17 protein-coding genes are annotated in these 18,523 nt (G+C 65.2%); 8 read left to right on the forward strand and 9 right to left on the reverse strand.

Annotation, left to right across the window (positions count from 1 at the left end; genetic code table 11):
• Window positions 1-3 precede the first annotated feature (3 nt).
• Genes AC56DV_RS09600 through AC56DV_RS09615 form a run of 4 tightly spaced genes read right to left on the reverse strand, consistent with a single transcriptional unit; the run spans window position 4 to window position 2,981 of the window.
• Window positions 4-1,284, reverse strand: a complete 1,281-nt coding sequence (locus AC56DV_RS09600) for an RNA polymerase sigma factor (protein WP_496314063.1) — start codon at window positions 1,282-1,284, stop codon at window positions 4-6.
• Complete coding sequence (locus tag AC56DV_RS09605; RefSeq protein ID WP_496314064.1) at window positions 1,281-2,024, reverse strand: YciI family protein; 744 nt, start codon at window positions 2,022-2,024, stop codon at window positions 1,281-1,283. The genes AC56DV_RS09600 and AC56DV_RS09605 overlap by 4 nt, the downstream gene beginning before the upstream one ends.
• Before the next feature lie 19 nt (window positions 2,025-2,043).
• Complete coding sequence (locus AC56DV_RS09610; RefSeq protein ID WP_496314065.1) at window positions 2,044-2,478, reverse strand: YciI family protein; 435 nt, start codon at window positions 2,476-2,478, stop codon at window positions 2,044-2,046.
• 11 nt (window positions 2,479-2,489) lie between these two features.
• On the reverse strand, window positions 2,490-2,981 hold the full coding sequence (locus AC56DV_RS09615; protein WP_496314713.1) for a VOC family protein: 492 nt from the start codon (window positions 2,979-2,981) through the stop codon (window positions 2,490-2,492).
• A gap of 220 nt (window positions 2,982-3,201) precedes the next feature.
• On the opposite strand from AC56DV_RS09615, the gene AC56DV_RS09620 reads away from it, so the two are divergent.
• Both AC56DV_RS09620 and AC56DV_RS09625 read left to right on the forward strand, forming a co-directional pair.
• Window positions 3,202-4,581 carry an MFS transporter gene (locus AC56DV_RS09620; RefSeq protein WP_496314066.1) on the forward strand — a complete coding sequence of 460 codons (1,380 nt, stop codon included), beginning with the start codon at window positions 3,202-3,204 and terminating at the stop codon, window positions 4,579-4,581.
• Window positions 4,581-5,750, forward strand: coding sequence for an aldose epimerase family protein (locus AC56DV_RS09625; protein WP_496314067.1), 1,170 nt, complete (start codon window positions 4,581-4,583; stop codon window positions 5,748-5,750). The genes AC56DV_RS09620 and AC56DV_RS09625 overlap by 1 nt, the downstream gene beginning before the upstream one ends.
• Before the next feature lie 18 nt (window positions 5,751-5,768).
• Here the strand turns inward: AC56DV_RS09625 and AC56DV_RS09630 are convergent, their stop codons facing one another.
• Window positions 5,769-6,653 (reverse strand): hypothetical protein, encoded by an 885-nt coding sequence (locus AC56DV_RS09630; RefSeq protein ID WP_496314068.1) that lies wholly within the window; start codon window positions 6,651-6,653, stop codon window positions 5,769-5,771.
• A 296-nt stretch (window positions 6,654-6,949) separates the two neighbouring features.
• On the opposite strand from AC56DV_RS09630, the gene AC56DV_RS09635 reads away from it, so the two are divergent.
• Both AC56DV_RS09635 and AC56DV_RS09640 read left to right on the forward strand, forming a co-directional pair.
• On the forward strand, window positions 6,950-8,803 hold the full coding sequence (locus AC56DV_RS09635; RefSeq protein ID WP_496314069.1) for a hypothetical protein: 1,854 nt from the start codon (window positions 6,950-6,952) through the stop codon (window positions 8,801-8,803).
• Between the two features lie 51 nt (window positions 8,804-8,854).
• The gene (locus AC56DV_RS09640; RefSeq protein ID WP_496314070.1) at window positions 8,855-11,419 is read left to right on the forward strand and encodes a TonB-dependent receptor; all 2,565 of its coding nucleotides are present in this window, start codon (window positions 8,855-8,857) and stop codon (window positions 11,417-11,419) included.
• A gap of 58 nt (window positions 11,420-11,477) precedes the next feature.
• Here the strand turns inward: AC56DV_RS09640 and AC56DV_RS09645 are convergent, their stop codons facing one another.
• On the reverse strand, window positions 11,478-12,299 hold the full coding sequence (locus AC56DV_RS09645) for an NAD-dependent epimerase/dehydratase family protein (protein WP_496314071.1): 822 nt from the start codon (window positions 12,297-12,299) through the stop codon (window positions 11,478-11,480).
• A 148-nt stretch (window positions 12,300-12,447) separates the two neighbouring features.
• Here AC56DV_RS09645 and AC56DV_RS09650 point away from each other — a divergent pair, with 148 nt between their 5' ends.
• The 4 genes from AC56DV_RS09650 to AC56DV_RS09665 all read left to right on the forward strand — a co-directional run bounded on the left by AC56DV_RS09650 (window position 12,448) and on the right by AC56DV_RS09665 (window position 15,222).
• Entirely contained in the window at window positions 12,448-13,440 is a 993-nt protein-coding gene (locus tag AC56DV_RS09650) for a LacI family DNA-binding transcriptional regulator (protein ID WP_496314072.1), read from the forward strand.
• 62 nt (window positions 13,441-13,502) lie between these two features.
• Complete coding sequence (locus AC56DV_RS09655) at window positions 13,503-13,886, forward strand: 5-carboxymethyl-2-hydroxymuconate isomerase (protein ID WP_496314073.1); 384 nt, start codon at window positions 13,503-13,505, stop codon at window positions 13,884-13,886.
• 106 nt (window positions 13,887-13,992) lie between these two features.
• Entirely contained in the window at window positions 13,993-14,511 is a 519-nt protein-coding gene (locus AC56DV_RS09660; RefSeq protein ID WP_496314074.1) for a YybH family protein, read from the forward strand.
• A gap of 81 nt (window positions 14,512-14,592) precedes the next feature.
• Window positions 14,593-15,222 (forward strand): Rossmann-fold NAD(P)-binding domain-containing protein, encoded by a 630-nt coding sequence (locus AC56DV_RS09665; RefSeq protein ID WP_496314075.1) that lies wholly within the window; start codon window positions 14,593-14,595, stop codon window positions 15,220-15,222.
• An 11-nt stretch (window positions 15,223-15,233) separates the two neighbouring features.
• On the opposite strand, the gene AC56DV_RS09670 is transcribed toward AC56DV_RS09665, so the two are convergent.
• The 3 genes from AC56DV_RS09670 to ompR all read right to left on the reverse strand — a co-directional run bounded on the left by AC56DV_RS09670 (window position 15,234) and on the right by ompR (window position 18,452).
• The gene (locus AC56DV_RS09670; protein WP_496314076.1) at window positions 15,234-16,238 is read right to left on the reverse strand and encodes a diguanylate cyclase domain-containing protein; all 1,005 of its coding nucleotides are present in this window, start codon (window positions 16,236-16,238) and stop codon (window positions 15,234-15,236) included.
• Between the two features lie 69 nt (window positions 16,239-16,307).
• The gene (locus tag AC56DV_RS09675; protein ID WP_496314077.1) at window positions 16,308-17,666 is read right to left on the reverse strand and encodes an ATP-binding protein; all 1,359 of its coding nucleotides are present in this window, start codon (window positions 17,664-17,666) and stop codon (window positions 16,308-16,310) included.
• Between the two features lie 18 nt (window positions 17,667-17,684).
• Window positions 17,685-18,452, reverse strand: a complete 768-nt coding sequence (gene ompR / locus AC56DV_RS09680; RefSeq protein WP_496314078.1) for an osmolarity response regulator transcription factor OmpR — start codon at window positions 18,450-18,452, stop codon at window positions 17,685-17,687.
• Window positions 18,453-18,523: the final 71 nt, after the last annotated feature.

The following is an 18,523-nucleotide window of genomic DNA, read 5'->3' on the forward strand; positions in this document are numbered from 1 at the left end:
TCCTTACAAAGCGGATGGTAACTCCGGCGCGCAAGCTGCGGCGCGTGTAAGAAGCAGGTCGCGCTCGCGCTCGTTCTGCGTGAGCGAGGCGGCGCGTTCGAATTCGGCGCGGGCCTCCGTCTTGCGGCCCAGCTTGAACAGGAAGTCGCCGCGCACGCTGGGCAGCAGGTGGTAGTTTTTCAGCGCCGGTTCGTCCAGCAGCGCGTCGGCCACTTCCAGCCCGGTCTCGGGGCCGAAGGCCATCGACAGCGCCACCGCGCGGTTCAGTTCCACCACGGGCGAGGGCGCCAGTTGCGACAGTCCGTCGTACAAGGCGGCGATGCGGCTCCAGTCCGTGTCTTCGGCGCGGCGGGCGCGGGCGTGGCAGGCGGCGATGGCGGCTTGCAGCGCGTATGGCCCCAGGCCGCGCCCGATCTGCTCGGCGCGCGCCAGCGCGGCCAGGCCGCGCCGTATCAGCAGCTGGTCCCAGCGCGAGCGGTCCTGCTCGAGCAGCAGCACCGGGGCGCCGCGCGCGTCGGTGCGGGCGCGGGCGCGCGAGGACTGGATTTCCATCAGCGCCACCAGCCCGTGCACTTCGGGCTCCTGCGGCGCCAGCTCGGCCAGCACGCGGCCCAGCCGCAGCGCTTCTTCGCACAGCGCGGGACGCATCCAGTCCGCGCCGGCGCTGGCGGAGTAGCCTTCGTTGTAGATCAGGTAGACCACTTGCAGCACGGACGCCAGCCGTTCCACCAGCTCGTGCCCGCGCGGCACTTCGAACGGCACCTTGGCTTCGGCCAGCGTGCGCTTGGCGCGCACGATCCGCTGCGCCACCGTGGCTTCGGGCACGAAGAAGGCGCGCGCGATTTCGTCGGTGGTGAGGCCGCCCAGCAGGCGCAGCGTGAGCGCCACGCGCGCTTCGGTGGACAGCACCGGGTGGCAGGCCACGAACACCAACCGCAGCAGGTCGTCGCCGATGTTGTCGTCCAGCGCGCGTTCCAGGTCGGGCGCGGCGTCCTGCAGCAGGCCTTCGATTTCGTAGGTGAGTTCGGCCTCCTTGTCCTGCTCCAGCTTGCGGTGGCGCAGGTGGTCGAGCGCGCGGTTTTTCGCTACCGTCATGAGCCAGGCGGCGGGGTTGTCGGGCGTGCCGCTGTCGGGCCAGCGTTCCAGCGCGCTCACCAGCGCGTCCTGCGCGATCTCTTCGGCCTGGCCCACGTCGCGCAGCATGCGCGCCAGCACGGCGATGATCTTGGCCGATTCGATGCGCCAGACCGCTTCGATGGCGCGGTGGATGCCTTGCTGGTTCACAGGGCCACGGCGCGCAGTTCCACCACCACGTCCACGTCCAGCGGCTGCGGGTAAGGGTAGTTCTTCACCCAGTCCATCACGCCTTCGATGGACTCGGCCTGCACCAGCCAGTAGCCGGCGATCAGTTCTTTCACTTCGGTGTACGGCCCGTCGATGATGGCGGCCTTGCCGCCGCTGAACTTCACGCGCGCGCCCTTGGCGGAGGCGCGCAGGCCTTCACCGGCCAGCGCAATGCCGGCGCGGATGCCGGCCTGGTTGGCGCGGTTCATGGTGTCGATGACGGAGGCGGGCGGCTCCAGGTCCGCTTCGCTGCCGGCGTCCGAGCGCAGCAGCACGGCATACGGTTTCATGCCGGGCTGGAGTTGGGCGGGCTTGAGGTCGGCCGGCGCGCCTTCGGGCAGGTTGTCCATGTCGAAGCCGACGCAGCCGCCGGGGCAGCCGGCCTGCCGCACTTCCAGCTCGGCCTGGCCCTCGGCGTCGGCCACTGGCCACTGGCTGGCCCACTGCGCCGCTTCCTCGCGGCTGGCGGCCTCGATGAAGGTGTAGCCGGCCACCAGCTCGCGCGGGTCGAACGGGCCTTCATCGCTGACATGCCACTGGCCGGCGCTGCGCGTCATGCGCAGGCCGTTGGAGCTGGGCTGCAGCCACTTTGCCGACGGCATGGCGCGCACCAGCTCCGCCGACGGGAAGCCCGCCGTTTCCGATACCTTGTCGCCCCTGCGTAAGATCATGAACTGCATTGCCTGCTCCTCGATAAAGTCAGTGCTGTTTCTGAAGCTCCGCCGCCTTCGCCATGACGCGCTGTTCCTGCTCGCGCAGTTCGGGCGTGAATTCGGCGCCGAAATCGTCCATTTCGAACACCTGGCGGATCTCGATGTCCGACTCGCTTTCCATCGGATTCGGGCAGCGCTTCACCCATTCAATCGCTTCTTCCAGAGACTTTACCTGAACCAGCCAGAATCCGGCAATCAGCTCCTTGGTTTCGGCGAACGGGCCGTCGATGACGGTGCGGTTCTTGCCCGAGAAGTGCACGCGCACGCCGCGCGAACTCGGGTGCAGGCCTTCGCCCGCCAGCAGCACGCCGGCGTTCACCAGCTCTTCGTTGAACTTGCCCATCGCGGTCAGCAGTTCTTCGCTGGGCATCTTGCCCGCTTCGGATTCCGGGCTCGCTTTTACTATCAGCATGAATCGCATGGCTTTTCCTTTCAGGCTGGTTGGCCGGGGCAGTTTTCGGACATGGACTGTTTCATTTCAGCCTCCATCTGTTCGGGCGTCATGTCGCGCTTGTGGGTGGCGATGGACCAGCTGTGGCCGAACGGGTCCACCACGATGCCGTAGCGGTCGCCCCAGAACATGTCGGCGGGCGGCATCTTGGCGGTGCCGCCGGCGGCCACGGCCTGCTCGTAGGCCTTGTCCACGTCTTCCACGTACATATGCAGCACGACCGGGGAGCCCTTCAGCGCTTTCGGGCCGATGCTGCCCCATTCGGGGAAGTCGTCCACCAGCATCACGTTGGACGTGCCGATCTTGACCTGGGCGTGCATCACTTTGCCGCCGGGGCCGGGCATGCGGAACATTTCCACCGCATTGAACGCTTTTTTGTAGAACTCGATGGCTTCGGCGGCGCCTTCGCAAACGAGATGGGGCGTTACGGTCTGGAAACCTTCTGGGATGGGAGCAACTTGGGTCATGGCTATCTCCTTACTATGTTAATAGGCGGGTTGATCAGGTCTGAACGCAACTGCGGCGCTCATACTCACACGACGGACGGCGAAACGCCAGATCGACACGCTACACAAATATATTTTTGCCTAATTTTTTGCTTGCCTGCTGCATCTCAAGGTTGTACGATGACATACAACTTAGAGGTCCCGTGGAGATAGGGGCTGGAACGTACAACCAAAATAAGTGATTCCTATGAACCTGAGTGAGCCTGTCAGCCAGCAAGTTATTGGCAAATACCGGTGGACCATCTGCGCGTTGCTGTTTTTCGCCACCACCGTCAACTATCTGGACCGCCAGGTGCTCAGTCTGCTGGCACCGGACCTGTCCAAGGAGTTCGGCTGGTCCAATAGCGACTACGCCAACATTACCGCGGTATTCCAGTTCGTCTACGCCATTTCCATGCTGTTCGCGGGCCGCGTGGTGGACCGCATCGGCACCAAGCAGGCCTACATCCTTGCCATCGTCATCTGGTCGATAGGCGCCATCATGCACGCCTACTCGGTGCCGATGGGCGAGGGCATCGCCAAGGTGATGGGTGCGGTCGGCATGGCTGCCATCCCGGTCTCGATCGCCGGCTTCATGCTGTCGCGCGCGGTGCTGGCGGTGGGCGAGGCGGGCAACTTCCCGGCCGCCATCAAGGCCACGGCGGAATACTTCCCGCGCAAGGAACGCTCCTTTGCCACCGGCATCTTCAACTCGGGCGCCAACGTGGGCGCCATCCTCGCCCCGCTGACGGTGCCTTGGATCGCCATCAACTGGGGCTGGCAGATGGCCTTCATCGTCATCGGCGCGGTGGGCTTCGTGTGGATGCTGGCGTGGCAGATGCTGTATGACACGCCGGACCGCCAGAGCCGCCTGTCGGCCGGCGAACTGGCCTACATCCGCAGCGACGCCGTGGCCACCGCGCCAGCCGCCCCGTCCGGCGAGAAGACCTCGTGGTTCAAGCTGCTGAGCTATCGCCAGACCTGGGCCTTCGCCTTCGGCAAATTCATGACCGACGGCGTGTGGTGGTTCTTCCTGTTCTGGTTGCCTAAATACCTGTCGGTGCAGTATGGCATGGGCAAGGAAGCCATCATTGTGCCGCTGGCTGTGCTGTACAGCATGACCATGGTGGGCAGTATCGGCGGCGGCTGGTTCCCGGCCTACTTCATGAACAAGGGCATGCACGCTTACGACGGCCGCATGAAAGCCATGCTGGTGATCGCGCTGTTCCCGCTGGTGGTGCTGCTGGCGCAGCCGCTGGGCTACATCAGCTTCTGGGTGCCGGTGCTGCTGATCGGCGTGGGCGCCTCGGCGCACCAGGCATGGTCGGCCAACATCTTCACCACCGTATCCGACATGTTCCCGCAGAAGTCGGTGGCGTCGGTGGTGGGCATCGGCGGCATGGCCGGCGGCCTGGGCGGCGTGGCCGTGTCCAAGGCGGGCGGCTGGCTGTTCGACTACTACGGCGCGCTGGGCCAGATCCAGACCGGCTACATGATCATGTTCACCTTCTGCGCACTGGCCTACCTGGCGGCGTGGGGCGTGATGAAGGCCCTGGTGCCGAAGCACAAGGAAATCACGGACCTGTGATGCCCATCCTGGTTCGGCCCCTGCTGCTGGCGGCATCGCTGGCGGCGGCGGGGCAGGGCGGCTGCACCGGCATCTCGGTGCAGCCGTTCGGCGTTACGCCCGCCGGGCAGACGGTGCAGCGCGTGACGCTGGAAAACGACAGGGGCATGCGCCTGTCCTATATCGACTACGGCGCCACGCTGGTGTCGGCCGAAGCGGCTGACCGGCACGGCCGGCGCCGCAACGTCATCCTCAGCCTTCCCGATCTCGATGCCTATGCGCGCACCAAGCGGCGTTACGCCTCGGTGATCGGCCGCTACGCGGGCCGCATCGGCGACGCGCGCTACACGCTGGACGGCCGCACCGTGCAGCTGCCCGCCAACGCTCGTGGCGTGGCCATCCATGGCGAGCCGGATGGCTACGAGAAGCGCGTGTGGCGGCGGCAGGACTTTGCCGATGCGGCGTCGATCGGCTCCATCTACCGCCTGGTGAGCGAGGACGGCGACCAGGGTTTTCCCGGCCGCGTGGAGCTCAGCGTGACGTACCGGCTGATGCGGCGCAGCGACGAGTTCCGCATCGAATACGCGGCCACCACGGACGCGCCCACGGTGCTCAACCTCACCAATCATGGCTACTTCAACCTGGCCGGCGCGGGCAGTGCCGGCATGGCCACGCACCGCTTCCGCATCGCCGCCGAACGCTACGCGGTGACGGACGAGAAGAAGGTACCGACGGGCGAACTGGCCAGCGTGGCGGGCACGCCGCTGGACTTCCGGCGGCCGGCCGGGGTGATGCAGTGGCTGACGGCAGGCGGGCCAAAGCCGCAGCCGCAGGAAGGCGCGCCTGCGTCGGCGCTGCTGGGCACGCCGCCGGGCTACGATCATGCTTTGCTGTTCTCCAAGCCCCTCGGCCGGTACGGGCTGGTGGCGGTGGTGGACGAGCTGGAAAGCGGCCGCCGCATGGAGGTCCGCAGTACCGAGCCGTCGGTGCTGTTCAACAGCGGCAATGGCTTCGACGGCAAGGAAGCAGGCAGCGAAGGTTACGCCTATGCGCGTTATGACGGCTTCGCGCTCGAAACGCAGGGCCTGCCGGACGCGCCGAACAAGCCGCATTTCCCCAGCACCGTGCTGCGCCCCGGCCAGACCTTCCGTTCCATGACGAGTTTCCGCTTTGGCTTGCGGGGCAAGTGAGCGCGCCCGTCGCTGCGTTTATCGGGCAGCGTTGCTGCGCGCGCGGAAGTTCTCGACAATGCGGGCCGCTTCCGTGTCGCCCTTGGCGATCTGCTCCGGCGTCAGGCCATCTTTCAGGAATGAGAACAGGTTGGCCTGATACGGCCCGCCGTTGCCGGCCCCCGGATTCTGCAGCCGGTAAATGGATTCCATCGCGGTTTGATAGATGTACGCCAGTTGCGTGTCCTTGGGAACGGCGGTCGTCCCGGCCATGTGGGCGCTCCACAGCGTGTTCAGGCTGACCAGGTCGCCTTGCAGTGCCTCGCTGGTCAACTGCGCCAGCGCCTGCTGTTTCCACTGCAGCACCAGCGGGTCGTCTGGCCGGGTAACGGTTGCGCTGTGGTCGCCGAACGGCCCGGCCATCAGGAACGCGGTACTGGCGCCCACCACGCCGGCCTTCGCTGCGGTGGCCAGGTAGTCAAAGCGCGACCGTCTCAGCCGTTCGGTCAGGCTGGCGCAGAGCTTGGTCTGTGCCGTGATTTCCGCATCGGACATGTCGCGCTGCTCGGGGAAGTGGTAGAGCGGAATGGTGCCGAGCCGCTGGAATGTGATGCATTCGCTGATCTGCAGGTAGGCCTTGTAAGCATCTTCCGGCTGGCGTGTGGCGATCAGCGCATCCACCTGGCGGGCCAGCGGCACCGGGTCGTTGGAGCTGTCTGCGGCAGCGGTGGGCGGGCCGCCGACTGCGCTGAACCAGCTGCCGGCTGATTGCGTGGAAGATGGCTCCGGGAGCGTAGCCTGCGCCGGGCCTGGCTCCGGCATGCCGGTAGCGGCGCGCCATTCGCCCAAGCTCCATGCCGCCAGCACACCGGCCGCCACGGCCACCGAAAAGCCCACGGCCAGCTTCCAATTCGTTCGGTTCATCTCCATGGCGGGAAGATTAGCATGTTCCTTGCGAATGGAAACGCGCGCACTGGAATGCTAGCGGCCTTGGCTGACAGGGTTTTCCTTCATTCAGGTTAAACGATTTCCTTGTTGATTAAAGCTGGGCAGCGCATGATCGGAATCATGGCACACCTGGCCCCCAAGCGCCAAAGGTGAAAAGGCTGGAGATGCTTTTGCAACACCGCTCGAAAAAAGAACACCGCAAGCATTTACCTCAAAACAAAATTCCAATATTATCCAGTTAAACGTTTTCCAACTAAAACAAAAGAGACCGCATGACACTGCATAAACACCTGCTGGCCGGCCTGCTGCTCGCCGTGCCCGCCCTGTGCGCCGCCGCCCCGGCGGCCAGCGCGCCCGAAACCCCGATGAACGCCATCGTCCAGCAGGAACTGTATCCGCAGCTCGACTACTTCTTCGCAAAGCTGGCGGCGGAAAAAGAAAACACCGTGATCGACGGCCAGAAGCCTTTCGCCAGCAAGGACAAATTCCTGCCGGGGAAAATCGCCATCGGCCTGTCCTACGTCCTGCTCAACAAAGGCAAGGACGATCCCGCCCTGGCGGCCCGCCTGCGCGAGTACCGCGACATAGCCGACCTGACGGTGGGCATGGACAACCACACGTGGGGCATCTACTACTACCTGTCCGCGCTGGTCAGCCTGAAGAAAGCCGGCCTGCTGGAAAGCGCCGTGAGCCCGGAAACACTGGAGAAGCTGCGCCGCCAGCTCGACTGGCGCACCTTCGTTTCGCAGCCGGACTATGAGCTGATCAACCTGCCGACCAACTACTTCGGCGTGGCCTTCAGCGTGGCCCGCCTGCGCATGCTGCTCGGCTGGGAAGACGACAGCGCCGGCAAGGTGCTGCTCGAGAAAATGATGCAGCACTACGACGCCTATTCCGGCGCTTACGGCTTTTCCGACGAGACCAGCGGGGAAGGGCGCTTCGACCGCTACAGCATCCTGCTGATCGCCGAAATCTGCGAGCGTTACCTGGAAACCGGGCTGGAAGTCACGCCGGCGCTGAAGGAGAAGCTGCGCAAGGCCGCCACGCTGACGCTCAACCTGATGAAGGCAGACGGCACCGGTTTCAGCTTCGGCCGCAGCCTGGGGCCGTACGGCGAGACCGCGATGCTGGAGATCCTGTCGGTGGCGGCCTACCTGGACGTGCTCACGCCGGAAGAAAAAAACTACGCCTATGCCTACTCTTCGCGCGTGGCGGCGCGCTACACCAGCTTCTGGTACGACTCGCAAATGAAGTCGGTCGACATGTGGGGCAAGGGCCGCCGCACCGACACCTATCGCGGCAAGCACCGCATCCTGGGCGAGAACTTCTCGCTGCTGCACCAGCTGATATTCACCAATAAATTCTGGAACCAGGCCGGCTTCAAGGACGCGCCGGTCAGCCCCGGCCTGGCGGCCTGGCTGGACCGCACGCAGCCGAAGTTCAGCCTGACCAAATTCGCCACCGGCGAGTACGACCGCGCGCTGGCCGTGTACCGCGACAAAGGCCATGTCTTCAGCCTGCTGATGGTCAACGGCGGCGCCGGCCAGCACGACAACAGCCCGTACTACCCGCTGCCGTTTGCCGACAACCTCGTGGCCGGCGTGGCCGACAGCGGCCCGGAGCATCCGCAGCTGCTGCCCAAATTCACGCTGGAGGATGGCTCGGAACTGATCGGTGCGGCCTACCTCAAGGATATCGGCGGCACGCAGCGCGGCAAGACCTGGCGCGTCAGCTACCGGCAGGATGAACTGGACAAGCTGGGCAAGAACGCGCCGGCCAAGGACAACCGCATTGCGCTGCGCACCGAGTACACCTTTGCGCCCGGCGTCATCACCCGCACCGATACCTATACTCCGCGCGGCACGGTGCCGGTGCGCGCACTGACGCTGGATTTCGCGTCCTTCTCCGGCGCCGCCAGCATCAAGGGCACGCGCGTGGTTTTCAGCGAGGGCAGCGTGACCGGCTTCGAGGTCAGCGGCCTGGCCGGATGCCGGGTCGCTCCGGCCGATGGCAACCATGCTTATAAATCGCCCAATGGGCCGATGCGCAGCGTGGTCAGCTGCGCCTCGCCCGCCTTCCAATTCAACCGCCCGCTGGTCGTCAAGTGGGTGATGAAGTATCGCTGAATCGCAATGCCGCAATACCGTAGTACCCAAAAAACTATAAAGGAGATCTAGATGAAACAGCACGACAAGCCGGGGCACGGCACCGACATTCGCCTGACGCCAATCGCGGCCGCCGTGGCGCTGGCCATGCTGGCTGGCCTGCCTGCGCAGGCGCAGCAAGCCCCGCAGGCCGCCGCACCCGCCGAGGGACTGGAGCGCGTGGTGGTGACCGCCAACAAGCGCGTGGAAAAGCTGGAGAGCGTGCCAAGCGCGATCTCGGTGGTGAATGAAGCCGTCATTGAGCGCAGCAACATCCGCGAGATCGAGGACCTGGTGGCCAACACCCCGGCGCTGACCGTCACGGCCGGCTCCACCAGCGCCAACAACACCATCAATATGCGCGGCATCGGCACCGCCACGGTCACCATCGGCATCGAGGCCGACGTCGCCGTCATCGTCGACGACATTCCCATCGCCCAGCAGTTCCAGGCCTTCAAGGACCTGTCGGACGTGCAGCGCATCGAGGTGCTGAAAGGGCCGCAAAGCACGCTGTTCGGCAAGTCCGCCGTGGCCGGCGCGGTCAACATCGTCACCAAGCCGATTTCCGGCCCCATGTCGGGCAAGGCCAGCGTCTACCTGACCGACGACGACGAGTGGCGCTACGCGGTCTCCTACGGCGGCGAAATCAGCGAGACGCTGGGCATGCGCATTGCCGCCAGCCGCACCCGCTACGAAGGCAACCTGAACAACCTGACCACCGGCGGCAAACTCAATGGCGCCGGCGGCAAGACGCTGATGGCGAAGTTCGCCTGGCACCCGATGCCCAATCTCGACATCACGCTGTCGCCTAACTTCAATGCCCAGGAAAACACCAAGGGCGCCAACGCGTTGCGCGCGCTGGTGGTCAATTCGCCCGGCGGCCCGGTCAACGTGGGCCTGGCCGGCGCCAATCCGGTCAATCCGCTGTACCTGATACCGGCCGGCGCGGCCACGCCGGCCAACAGCGGCACGCTGAACGCCATTCCCGCTGCGGTGGCGCTGGCCGGCATCACGCCCGGCCCCTACAACGTCGACGTGCGGCGCGACGGCCCCACCGGCATGAACTCCACCGACCGCAGTGTCGGCCTGCGCATCGCCTACGAGCTGCCGAACGGCGCCTCGCTGATGTCCATCACCTCGTTCTCGCACTACAAGTCGGACGATTTCCGCGACCAGGATCTGGTCGACGTGCCCACCGTGGCGCTGCCCGGCCAAACCCGCTACTCGGTCGGCAACGACCAGGGCGGCATCTACGACATCAAGTCCCGCACCCAGGAATTGCGCTACGTCTCGCCGGACGCGGGGCCGCTGCGCTATGTGGCCGGCCTGTGGTATGCCAAGAACGAGACCGAGCGCTTCTTCAAGCGCGGCGACTGCCGCGTGGCCACCTGCAGCGGCTCTTCCATCACCAGCCCGGTGGTGTACGAGACCGACGTCTACAACATCAACAAGGCGGTGTTCGGCCAGGCCTCGTGGGACTTCCTGCCGAGCTACACCTTGCTGGCCGGGGCGCGCTACAACACGGAAACCTCGGGCTACCATTTCGGCCGCAACTACAACACCACCGTCAGCCGCGAAGACTTCGTGCCCGGCGCGCGCGGCGTCGACTACTTCGAGAGCCTGGGCAACAAGGAGAACAAGCTGACCGGCAAGCTGAGCCTGTCCAAGCAGATCAACAACGACTGGATGGCCTACGCCACCGCCGCCACCGGCTACAAGGGCCTGGCCTACGGCCTGCTCAGCACCATCAACGCGACCAGCGCCGACCCGGTGCGCTCGGAAACGTCGCGCACCATGGAAGTGGGCGTGAAGGCCAACCTGTTCCAGAACCGCATGACCGTCAACGCCACCGCGTTCCAGACCCGCTTCTTCAACTACCAGTCCTCGTCGACCTACACGCTGCCGGGCAGCCCGGTGATCCTCACGCAGATCAGCAGCGTGCCGGAAGTGGCCACCAAGGGCGTTGAGCTGGACGTCAACGCGCTGCTGACGCGCGACCTGACGGTGAACGCGGCGGTGGCCTACACCGACGCCACCGTGCGCGACTGGGCCGGCGGCCCGTGCTACAACGATGGCCTGAACGTGGCCGCCTCGCCGGGTGCCAAGTACGCCGCCAACGGTTCCATCATCGGCCGCAACGCCAACTGCTTCCCGATCACGCCGGGTTCCACGGTGGGCGTGCAGAACCTGGCAGGCGCGCGCATGCAGTCCGCGCCCAAGGTCAAGATCGCGCTGAGCGGCCAGTATGACTGGCGCCTGCCTTCGCGCTCGTTCGATGCCTTCTTCACCGGGAACTACAAGTACCAGAGCGACATGATGACGATCATTACCCAGGACCCTGGCTTCTATGTGCCGAAGTTCAGCATCACCGACCTGGGCTTTGGCGTGCGCGACAAGCAGAACCGCTACAAGCTCAGCTTCCTGGTCAACAACGTCTTCGACAAGCACTACGCCACCACCGGCTTCGCCGGCGCGCCGACCTTCCGCGGCGCCACCTCGGCGCCGGTGTCCACCGTGGCCAACAGCGGCGTGGCGACCTGGGTGCCGGCGCGCGATGCGTTCCGCTTCGTCTCCGTGCGTCTCGACGTCAAGTTCTGACCAGCCAAATAAAAAGCAGCGCCGCCTTGCAAGGGCGGCGCTGCTTTTTTCTATTTCATCAATCGAATTGCGGTCCGTTGGTGACGAAGGGGCCGCCCTGGTAGATGGCCGTCATGTCGCCGGCGTCGGGGCGCTTGCCGCTGTCGGGGAAGTTGTGCGCGAACGCGCGCGAGCTTTGCTTGGGGCGATAGCCGAGGTGCTCCGCGTGGCGGTTGTCCCACCAGCGGGTGTCATTGTCCGAGGCGCCGAAAGTGATGGTGTGGCCGACGCGCGGCGTGAACAGCGCGCAGCGGATCAGTTCCACCAGGTCGTCGTAGCCCAGGTAGGTCACCATCATGCGCGGGTTGCGCGGTTCGGGGAAGGAGGAGCCGATGCGCAGGCACACGGTCTCGGTGCCGAAGCGGTCGTAATAGTAGCGCGACAGCGCCTCGCCGTAGCATTTGCTCAGGCCGTAGAAGCCGTCCGCGCGCAGCGGCATGGCGGCGTCCACCCGCTCGGTGGTGGGGTAGAAGCCCACCACGTGGCTCGAGCTGGCATAGATCACGCGCTGCACGCCGCACTTGTGTACCGCCTCGTACAGGTGGTGCAGGCCGAGGATGTTGGCGTTCATGATGGGCACGAACTTGTCTTCCACGGAGATGCCGCCGAAGTGCAGCACCGCGTCCACCCCCTCCATCATGTGCAGCACGGCGGCGCGGTCGGCCAGGTCGCACTGGAAGATCTCTTCGCCTTCGCGCGCCTCGCCCAGGTCGCCGATGTCGCTCAGGCGGACCACGTCGGCCCAGGGCTTGATGCGCTCGCGCAGGATGGTGCCGAGGCCGCCGCCCGCGCCGGTCAGCAGCAGGCGTTTGAATGGTTTGGTGCTGGATGTCTGGTTCATGGTCGCCCGTTAAGTAAAAAACATGGAAAAAGAATTTCTAGTTAAACGTTTAACTTCAGTATAACTGATTTGCATGCCACGTCAATTGCATGGGGAGCGTGGTAAGATCGGCATCCCTGTACAGCACCGTTGAGCGATCGACCGCCACATGAAGAAAAGTGTTCCGACCATCCGCGATGTCGCCGCTGCCGCAGGCGTGTCCACCGCAACGGTGTCCAAGTACGTCAACGGCGCACAGCGTTTTTCGCCGGCGGTGGAGGACACCATCAAGCGCGTGATCGCGGAACTGGGATACCGTTCAAATCCGCTGGCGCAGTCCATGATCACCGGCCGCACCAAGACGGTGGGCCTGTCCGTGCTGGATATCACCAATCCCCATTTCACCAGCATCGTGAAGGGCGCCAACCGCGTGGCGCAGGCGCACGGCTACACGGTGCTGCTGGTGGACACCGAAGAAAGCCCCGAGCGCGAGCGCCCCATGCTGGAGGCGCTGAGCCGCCGCGTGGACGGCATGATCGTGTTTTCGCGCATGCAGGAGAAGGACATCGGCTGGCTGGTGGAGATGGACCGTCCGCTGGTGTTCTTCGGCCGTTTGAGCCAGCTGGAGCTGCCCACCGTGGCCAGCGACGATCATCGCGGCGCCTATATGCTGGCGCGCCACCTGGTCACGCAAGGCCACCGCCGCATCGCCTACCTGGGCTTTTCCAAGTCGCGCCGCGACGAGGAGCGCATGGGCGGCATGCAGGAATGCCTGGCCGCGCACGGCCTGGAACTGGCGGTGTACGACACCAGCTCGCCGTCCGCGCTGGAAGGGGAGCGGATGTGTTCGTCCATCATGCTGGGCGCCGAGCATCCGGATGCGCTGGTCTGCTACAACGACCTGATGGCACTGGGCTTCATGAAGGCCGCGCAGACGCTGGGCTTCCGCCTGCCGGCGGACATTTCGGTGGCCGGTTTCGACAATATCCAGTACGGCAACTACACCTCGCCCGCGCTCACCACGGTGGACCTGCAGAGCGAGCGCATGGGTGTGGCGGCGATGGAGAAGCTGCTCGCCACCATCGACGGCATGCCGACCGACCGCTTCACCAAGATCGAGCCCCAGCTGATATTGCGGGCTTCCACCATGAACCGGAATTGACGTTTTTCCCGATGGTGGGATTAAACGTTTTCCTCGGTAAGTAAAGCCAGGTAAAATACCTTATGCCCCATCTGACCATAGACTACTGCGGCAACCTCGACGCGCACAGCGACATGCAAGCCCTGTGCGCGCGGCTGGCGCGCACCCTGGTGCAACTGGAGGACGGTAGCGGCCACGCCATCTTTCCGCTGAACGGCACGCGCGTGCTGGCCTACCCGGCGCCGCACCACGCGGTGGCGGACGGCGCGCCGGACAAGATCTTCGTCTACCTGAACCTGCGCATCACGTCCGGCCGCAGCGCGGCGCTGGTGGAACACGTCGGCAAGGTGCTGCTGGCGCAGGTGGACGCCCACTTTGCCCCGCTTTCCGGCAAGCTGCCCATCCGCGTCACCATGCATATCGACGAGGGCCATCCGGTGTACGAAGGGAAGTGGGCCTCGGCTTAACGCAGATCGGCAATCTGTTCCGCACGCGCCGGTACCGCAACCGGATGGCGCAGCGCGCCGGCATTCCCGGTGATATGATGGGGGATTGCAAATTCCTTAACATGACATGACTTCTTCCTCCTTCAGCAAGGCGGCGTTTGCCGCCTCGGCACTGTTGGCGAGCGCTGCTTTGTACGCGCAGCCACCTGCCCCCGCCAGCAACCCTGACGATATCAAGGCCATCACCAAAGTCACCGAGGAATTCCAGGCGGCCATCATCGCCAAGGATGCCAAGCGCCTGTCTGCGCTGGTGCTCAATCCTCACATCCTGTTCACGTCGCCCGCCAGCGAGGAGTTCGTCAAGAAAAGCCGCGAGACGACGGACGTGAACGACGATGGCATGGACAGCGCGGGCTATCGCTCCTTCGCACGCGGCATCGCCAATTCCAAGGCGGCGCTGGAGGAGAAGTTCTATAACGTGAAGATCACGCAGGACGGGCATGTGGCCTGGGTGATCTTCGACTATGAGTTCCTGCGCGATAAAAAAGTGCAGAATTACGGCGTCGAGTCGTGGAACATGGTGAAGCGTGACGGTAAGTGGAAGATCTTCAGCGTGGTCTGGAGCGCCACGTATCCAGACAAGTGAGCTTGCGGCGTTGAGCCAGTATTTCTGCGTGAAGTTCACCTTCAGGTGCTCACCGGCGAGAATAGAACTGCAGGAGGCGCGATGAAGTTGATACTGGCGGGGGCGGCGGGGTTGGTTGGGCAGCATGTCTTGCAGCTGGCGCTGGCCGACGCGCGGGTTGAGCGCGTGGTCGCGCCTTCGCGCCGCGCTTTGCCGCCGCATCCCAAGCTGCTGGCGCCGGTTGTCGATTTCGACCGGCTACCGGACGATGCGCCCTGGTGGCAAGCCGATGCAGTCATCTGCACGCTGGGGACGACGATGGCGAAGGCCGGCAGCCAGCAGGCGTTCCGGCGGGTGGATTATGATTATCCGATGGAAGTGGCGCGCCGCGCGCGGCAAGGCGGCGCGGCGGCTTACGTGCTGAACTCGGCCATCGGCGCCGATGCGTCTTCTCGGTTTTTCTACAACCGCGTCAAGGGAGAGCTGGAGCGCGATCTCGCCGGCGTGGGCTTCGCGTCGCTGACGCACGTGCGCCCGGGGCTGATCGGCGGGCCGCGCCAGGAGCGCCGCCTGGCTGAATCGCTGACCATACGCGGCTTGACCTTGCTGGCGCCTTTGCTGCCGCCGCGCTGGCGCGTCAATCCGGCTGCGCGGATCGCCGGCGTTTTGCTTGAATGCGCCATCGGCGCTGCGCCCGGCGTGCACGTGGTGACGTCGGAACGCCTGCTTTGAAGGGAGTGAGCTTATGCCGCTGAAGACGGCGCCTGATCTGCCGGCCCGCCGACGATGACGCAGTTGCGGCCGGCCTTTTTGGCCACGTAGAGCGCGCGGTCGGCTGCGCCCAGCATGGCGGCGGCGTCGTTCAAGTCCGTTTTGCTGAAGGTGGCCACGCCGATGCTGAGCGTGACGTTCGGATGCACGGCGGCCGGCGCGTGCGGCACGTCCAGCGCGGCCACGCGCGCGCGGATGGCCTCGGCCACGATCTGCGCCTGCGCCGAATCGGTGTCCGGCAGCACGGCTGCGAACTCCTCGCCGCCGTAGCGCGCCGCCAGGTCGGCCGGGCGCTGCAGGGTGGCGGCGAAGGCTTCGGCCACCAGCGTCAGGCACGCGTCGCCCTGCTGGTGGCCGAAGTGGTCGTTATAGGCTTTGAAGGAGTCGATATCCATCAGCAGCAACGACAGCGGGCTGTCGTTGCGGCTGGCGCGTTTCAGTTCGCGGCTGAGCGCCACGTCGAAGTGGCGGCGGTTGGCGATGCCGGTCAGGCCGTCCACATACGATTGCGCGCGCAGCGCCTCGGCCTGCACGCGCAGCTGGCGTTCGCGGCCCATGGTGCTGCTGACGTTGCTCACTTCAATCAGGCAGTATTTTTCCTTGCCCTCGCTGAACGGCGTCACCGACACCGCCTGCTCCATGCGCTCGCCGCCCCAGGTGCCGGCCGGGTAGAGCGGGAAGGGCGCGCGGTTCAGCCCATGCGGCAGGCTGGCCGCCGTGCCGTTGCGCAGCGCGCTGTGCACCGCCTGCTCGATGCGCTGGCCGCGCAATTCCTCGAACAGCTCGAACAGGTCGCTGCCTTGCACCCGGCTGGCCGACAGGCCGGAATGGCTGGCCATCCACTGGTTCCACAGGACGATGCGGTGTTTCGAATCGACCACCGCCAGGCCCAGGTTGGCCAGGCCGAGCACGCGGCCCGACAGGGTGGACAGGGACGCGGCGGGCTGGCTTGGGCGGGGGAGGGTATTTTCGTGCATGCCGAATTATAGCGACAACGCGTTGCCGCGCAATCGGTATGCGATGGTTATGCCATGCTCATGCAATGATTACGCCATGACCTTCATGGTGATCTGGAACAGCAGGCCGCCGCCTTCGCGGTTGCGCACCTGCAGCTCGGCGCCGTGGCGCAGCAGCACGCGGTCGACGATGGCCAGGCCGAGGCCGGCGCCGTTGGCCTGGCCGCGCGCGCTGTCCAGTCGCGTGAAGGGCTTCAGCAGCGCCTGGATCTGGTCTTCCGGCACGCCCACGCCGTGGTCCTGCACCTCGATCGTCACGCGCTTGAAGGTGTGCATGCCCTTCACGCTGCACTTGATGTCGATTTCGGTGTAGTCGGCGTCCGGGGTCTTGCCGTAGCGGCGCGCGTTTTCGATCAGGTTGTTCAGCACCCGCTTCAAGTCGGTCGGGTTGCCCAGCACCGTGGCGCTGTCGGCGATGTCGGTGGTGATACGCACGTCCGGCATCCGTTCCGCCTCGTGCGCGGTTTCCGTCAGCAGCGCCGTCATGTCCACCGTGGTGAAGGTGGAAGCCTCGGTCGGCTTGGCGTAGTCGAGGAACTGGCCGATAATGGCGTCCATCTGGCCGATGTCGGACTGGATCCCTTCGCGTGCCTCGTTCGACAGGTTGGCCATTTCCACTTCCAGCTGCATGCGCGCCAGCGGCGTGCGCAGGTCGTGCGAAATGCCGGCCAGGATCACGGCGCGGTCGGACTCCACCTGCTGCAAGTCCTCCACCATCTGGTTGAAGCTGCGGTTGGCCTGGATCACCTCGGCCGGCCCGATTTCGGGCAGCTTGTCCGGGCGGCGGCCTTCGGCCAGCTGGCGCGTGGCGGCGGTCAGGCGCGCCAGCGGGCGGTTGATCAGGCCCGAAATCAGCGCCGCGCCCAGCAGCGAGGCGACCGACACCACGCTGGCCCAGCCCAGCCACTGCACCCCGGTCATGCCGTGGATGCGCTCGCGCTCCAGCATCAGCCAGTAGCGGTCCTCGCCGATATTGAAGCTGACCCAGAAGCCGGGCATGCCGTTCACGCTGCGCGAAAAGCGCGTGTCGGCGCCCAGCTTGGCTTTCACCAGCGCTTCGATATCGGGCATCAGGGAGTTGGCGGGCGGCGGCTCGACCTCGTCGTCGTCCTCCAGCGTGAATACGCGGATGCCCTCGTTCGACACCAGTTCGAACAGCAGTTCGCGCCGCAGTTCGGGCGCCGAGTGGGTGAGGGCTGCATGGGTGATGGTGACCACCGAGATCACCTGGGCCGAGATCTGCTGCACCTGCGGCTCGCGCTGCAGCATGCTCAGCAGGCCGACCCAGGCCGACATGCTGAGCGTGGTGAGCACACCCATCAGCAGGAAGGTGCGCCAGAACAGACCGCTCTTCAGCGAACTCAGTTGAATATAGCGGGACAGTTTCATACGGCGCTACCTCGCGAGCTAGCGCGGCTGACCCTCCGGAATGAAGACATAGCCCAGGCCCCACACGGTCTGGATGTACAGCGGGCTGGAAGGGTCCGGCTCGATCAGCTTGCGCAGGCGCGAAATCTGCACGTCCAGGCTGCGGTCGAACACTTCATATTCGCGGCCGCGCGCCAGTTCCATCAGCTTCTCGCGCGACAGCGGCTGGCGCGCGTGGCGCGCAAACACCTTCAGCACTGAGAATTCGCCGGTGGTCAGCGGCACGGTCTCGCCGTTCTTCTTCAGGGTGCGGGTGCCCAGGTCCAGCACGAACTGGCCGAACTCGAAGGTCTGCGGGGTTTCCGACGGCGCGCCCGGGATCTCGTCCGGCTGCTTGCGGCGCAGCACGGCGCCGATGCGGGCCACCAGCTCGCGCGGGTTGAACGGCTTGGGCAGGTAGTCGTCCGCGCCCATTTCCAGGCCGACGATGCGGTCCACGTCCTCGCCCTTGGCGGTCAGCATGATGATCGGGGTCTGGTCGCCGGCGCCGCGCAGGCGGCGGCAGATCGACAGGCCGTCCTCGCCCGGCAGCATCAGGTCCAGCACCAGCAGGTCGTAGCGCTCGCGCAGCCACAGCTTGTTCATGGCGGTGGCGTTTTCCGCCGTGAAGACGTTGAAGCCCTGTTCAGTGAGGTAGCGGCGCAGCAGGTCGCGCAGGCGGACGTCGTCGTCCACCACCATGATCTTGGCTTGATGGCCGCCGCTGTTGGCGGTGCTGGGGCTGTTGCTGGAATCTGTCGAAGTCATAGGGATCATGCAGTCAGAATTGTCTTAATTATGTTGCTATGGTAACGTCATATTCGCCATAGGCAAATGTC

The sequence above is a fragment of the Massilia sp. BGA-UO-ETr-WB1 genome (assembly GCF_059567845.1).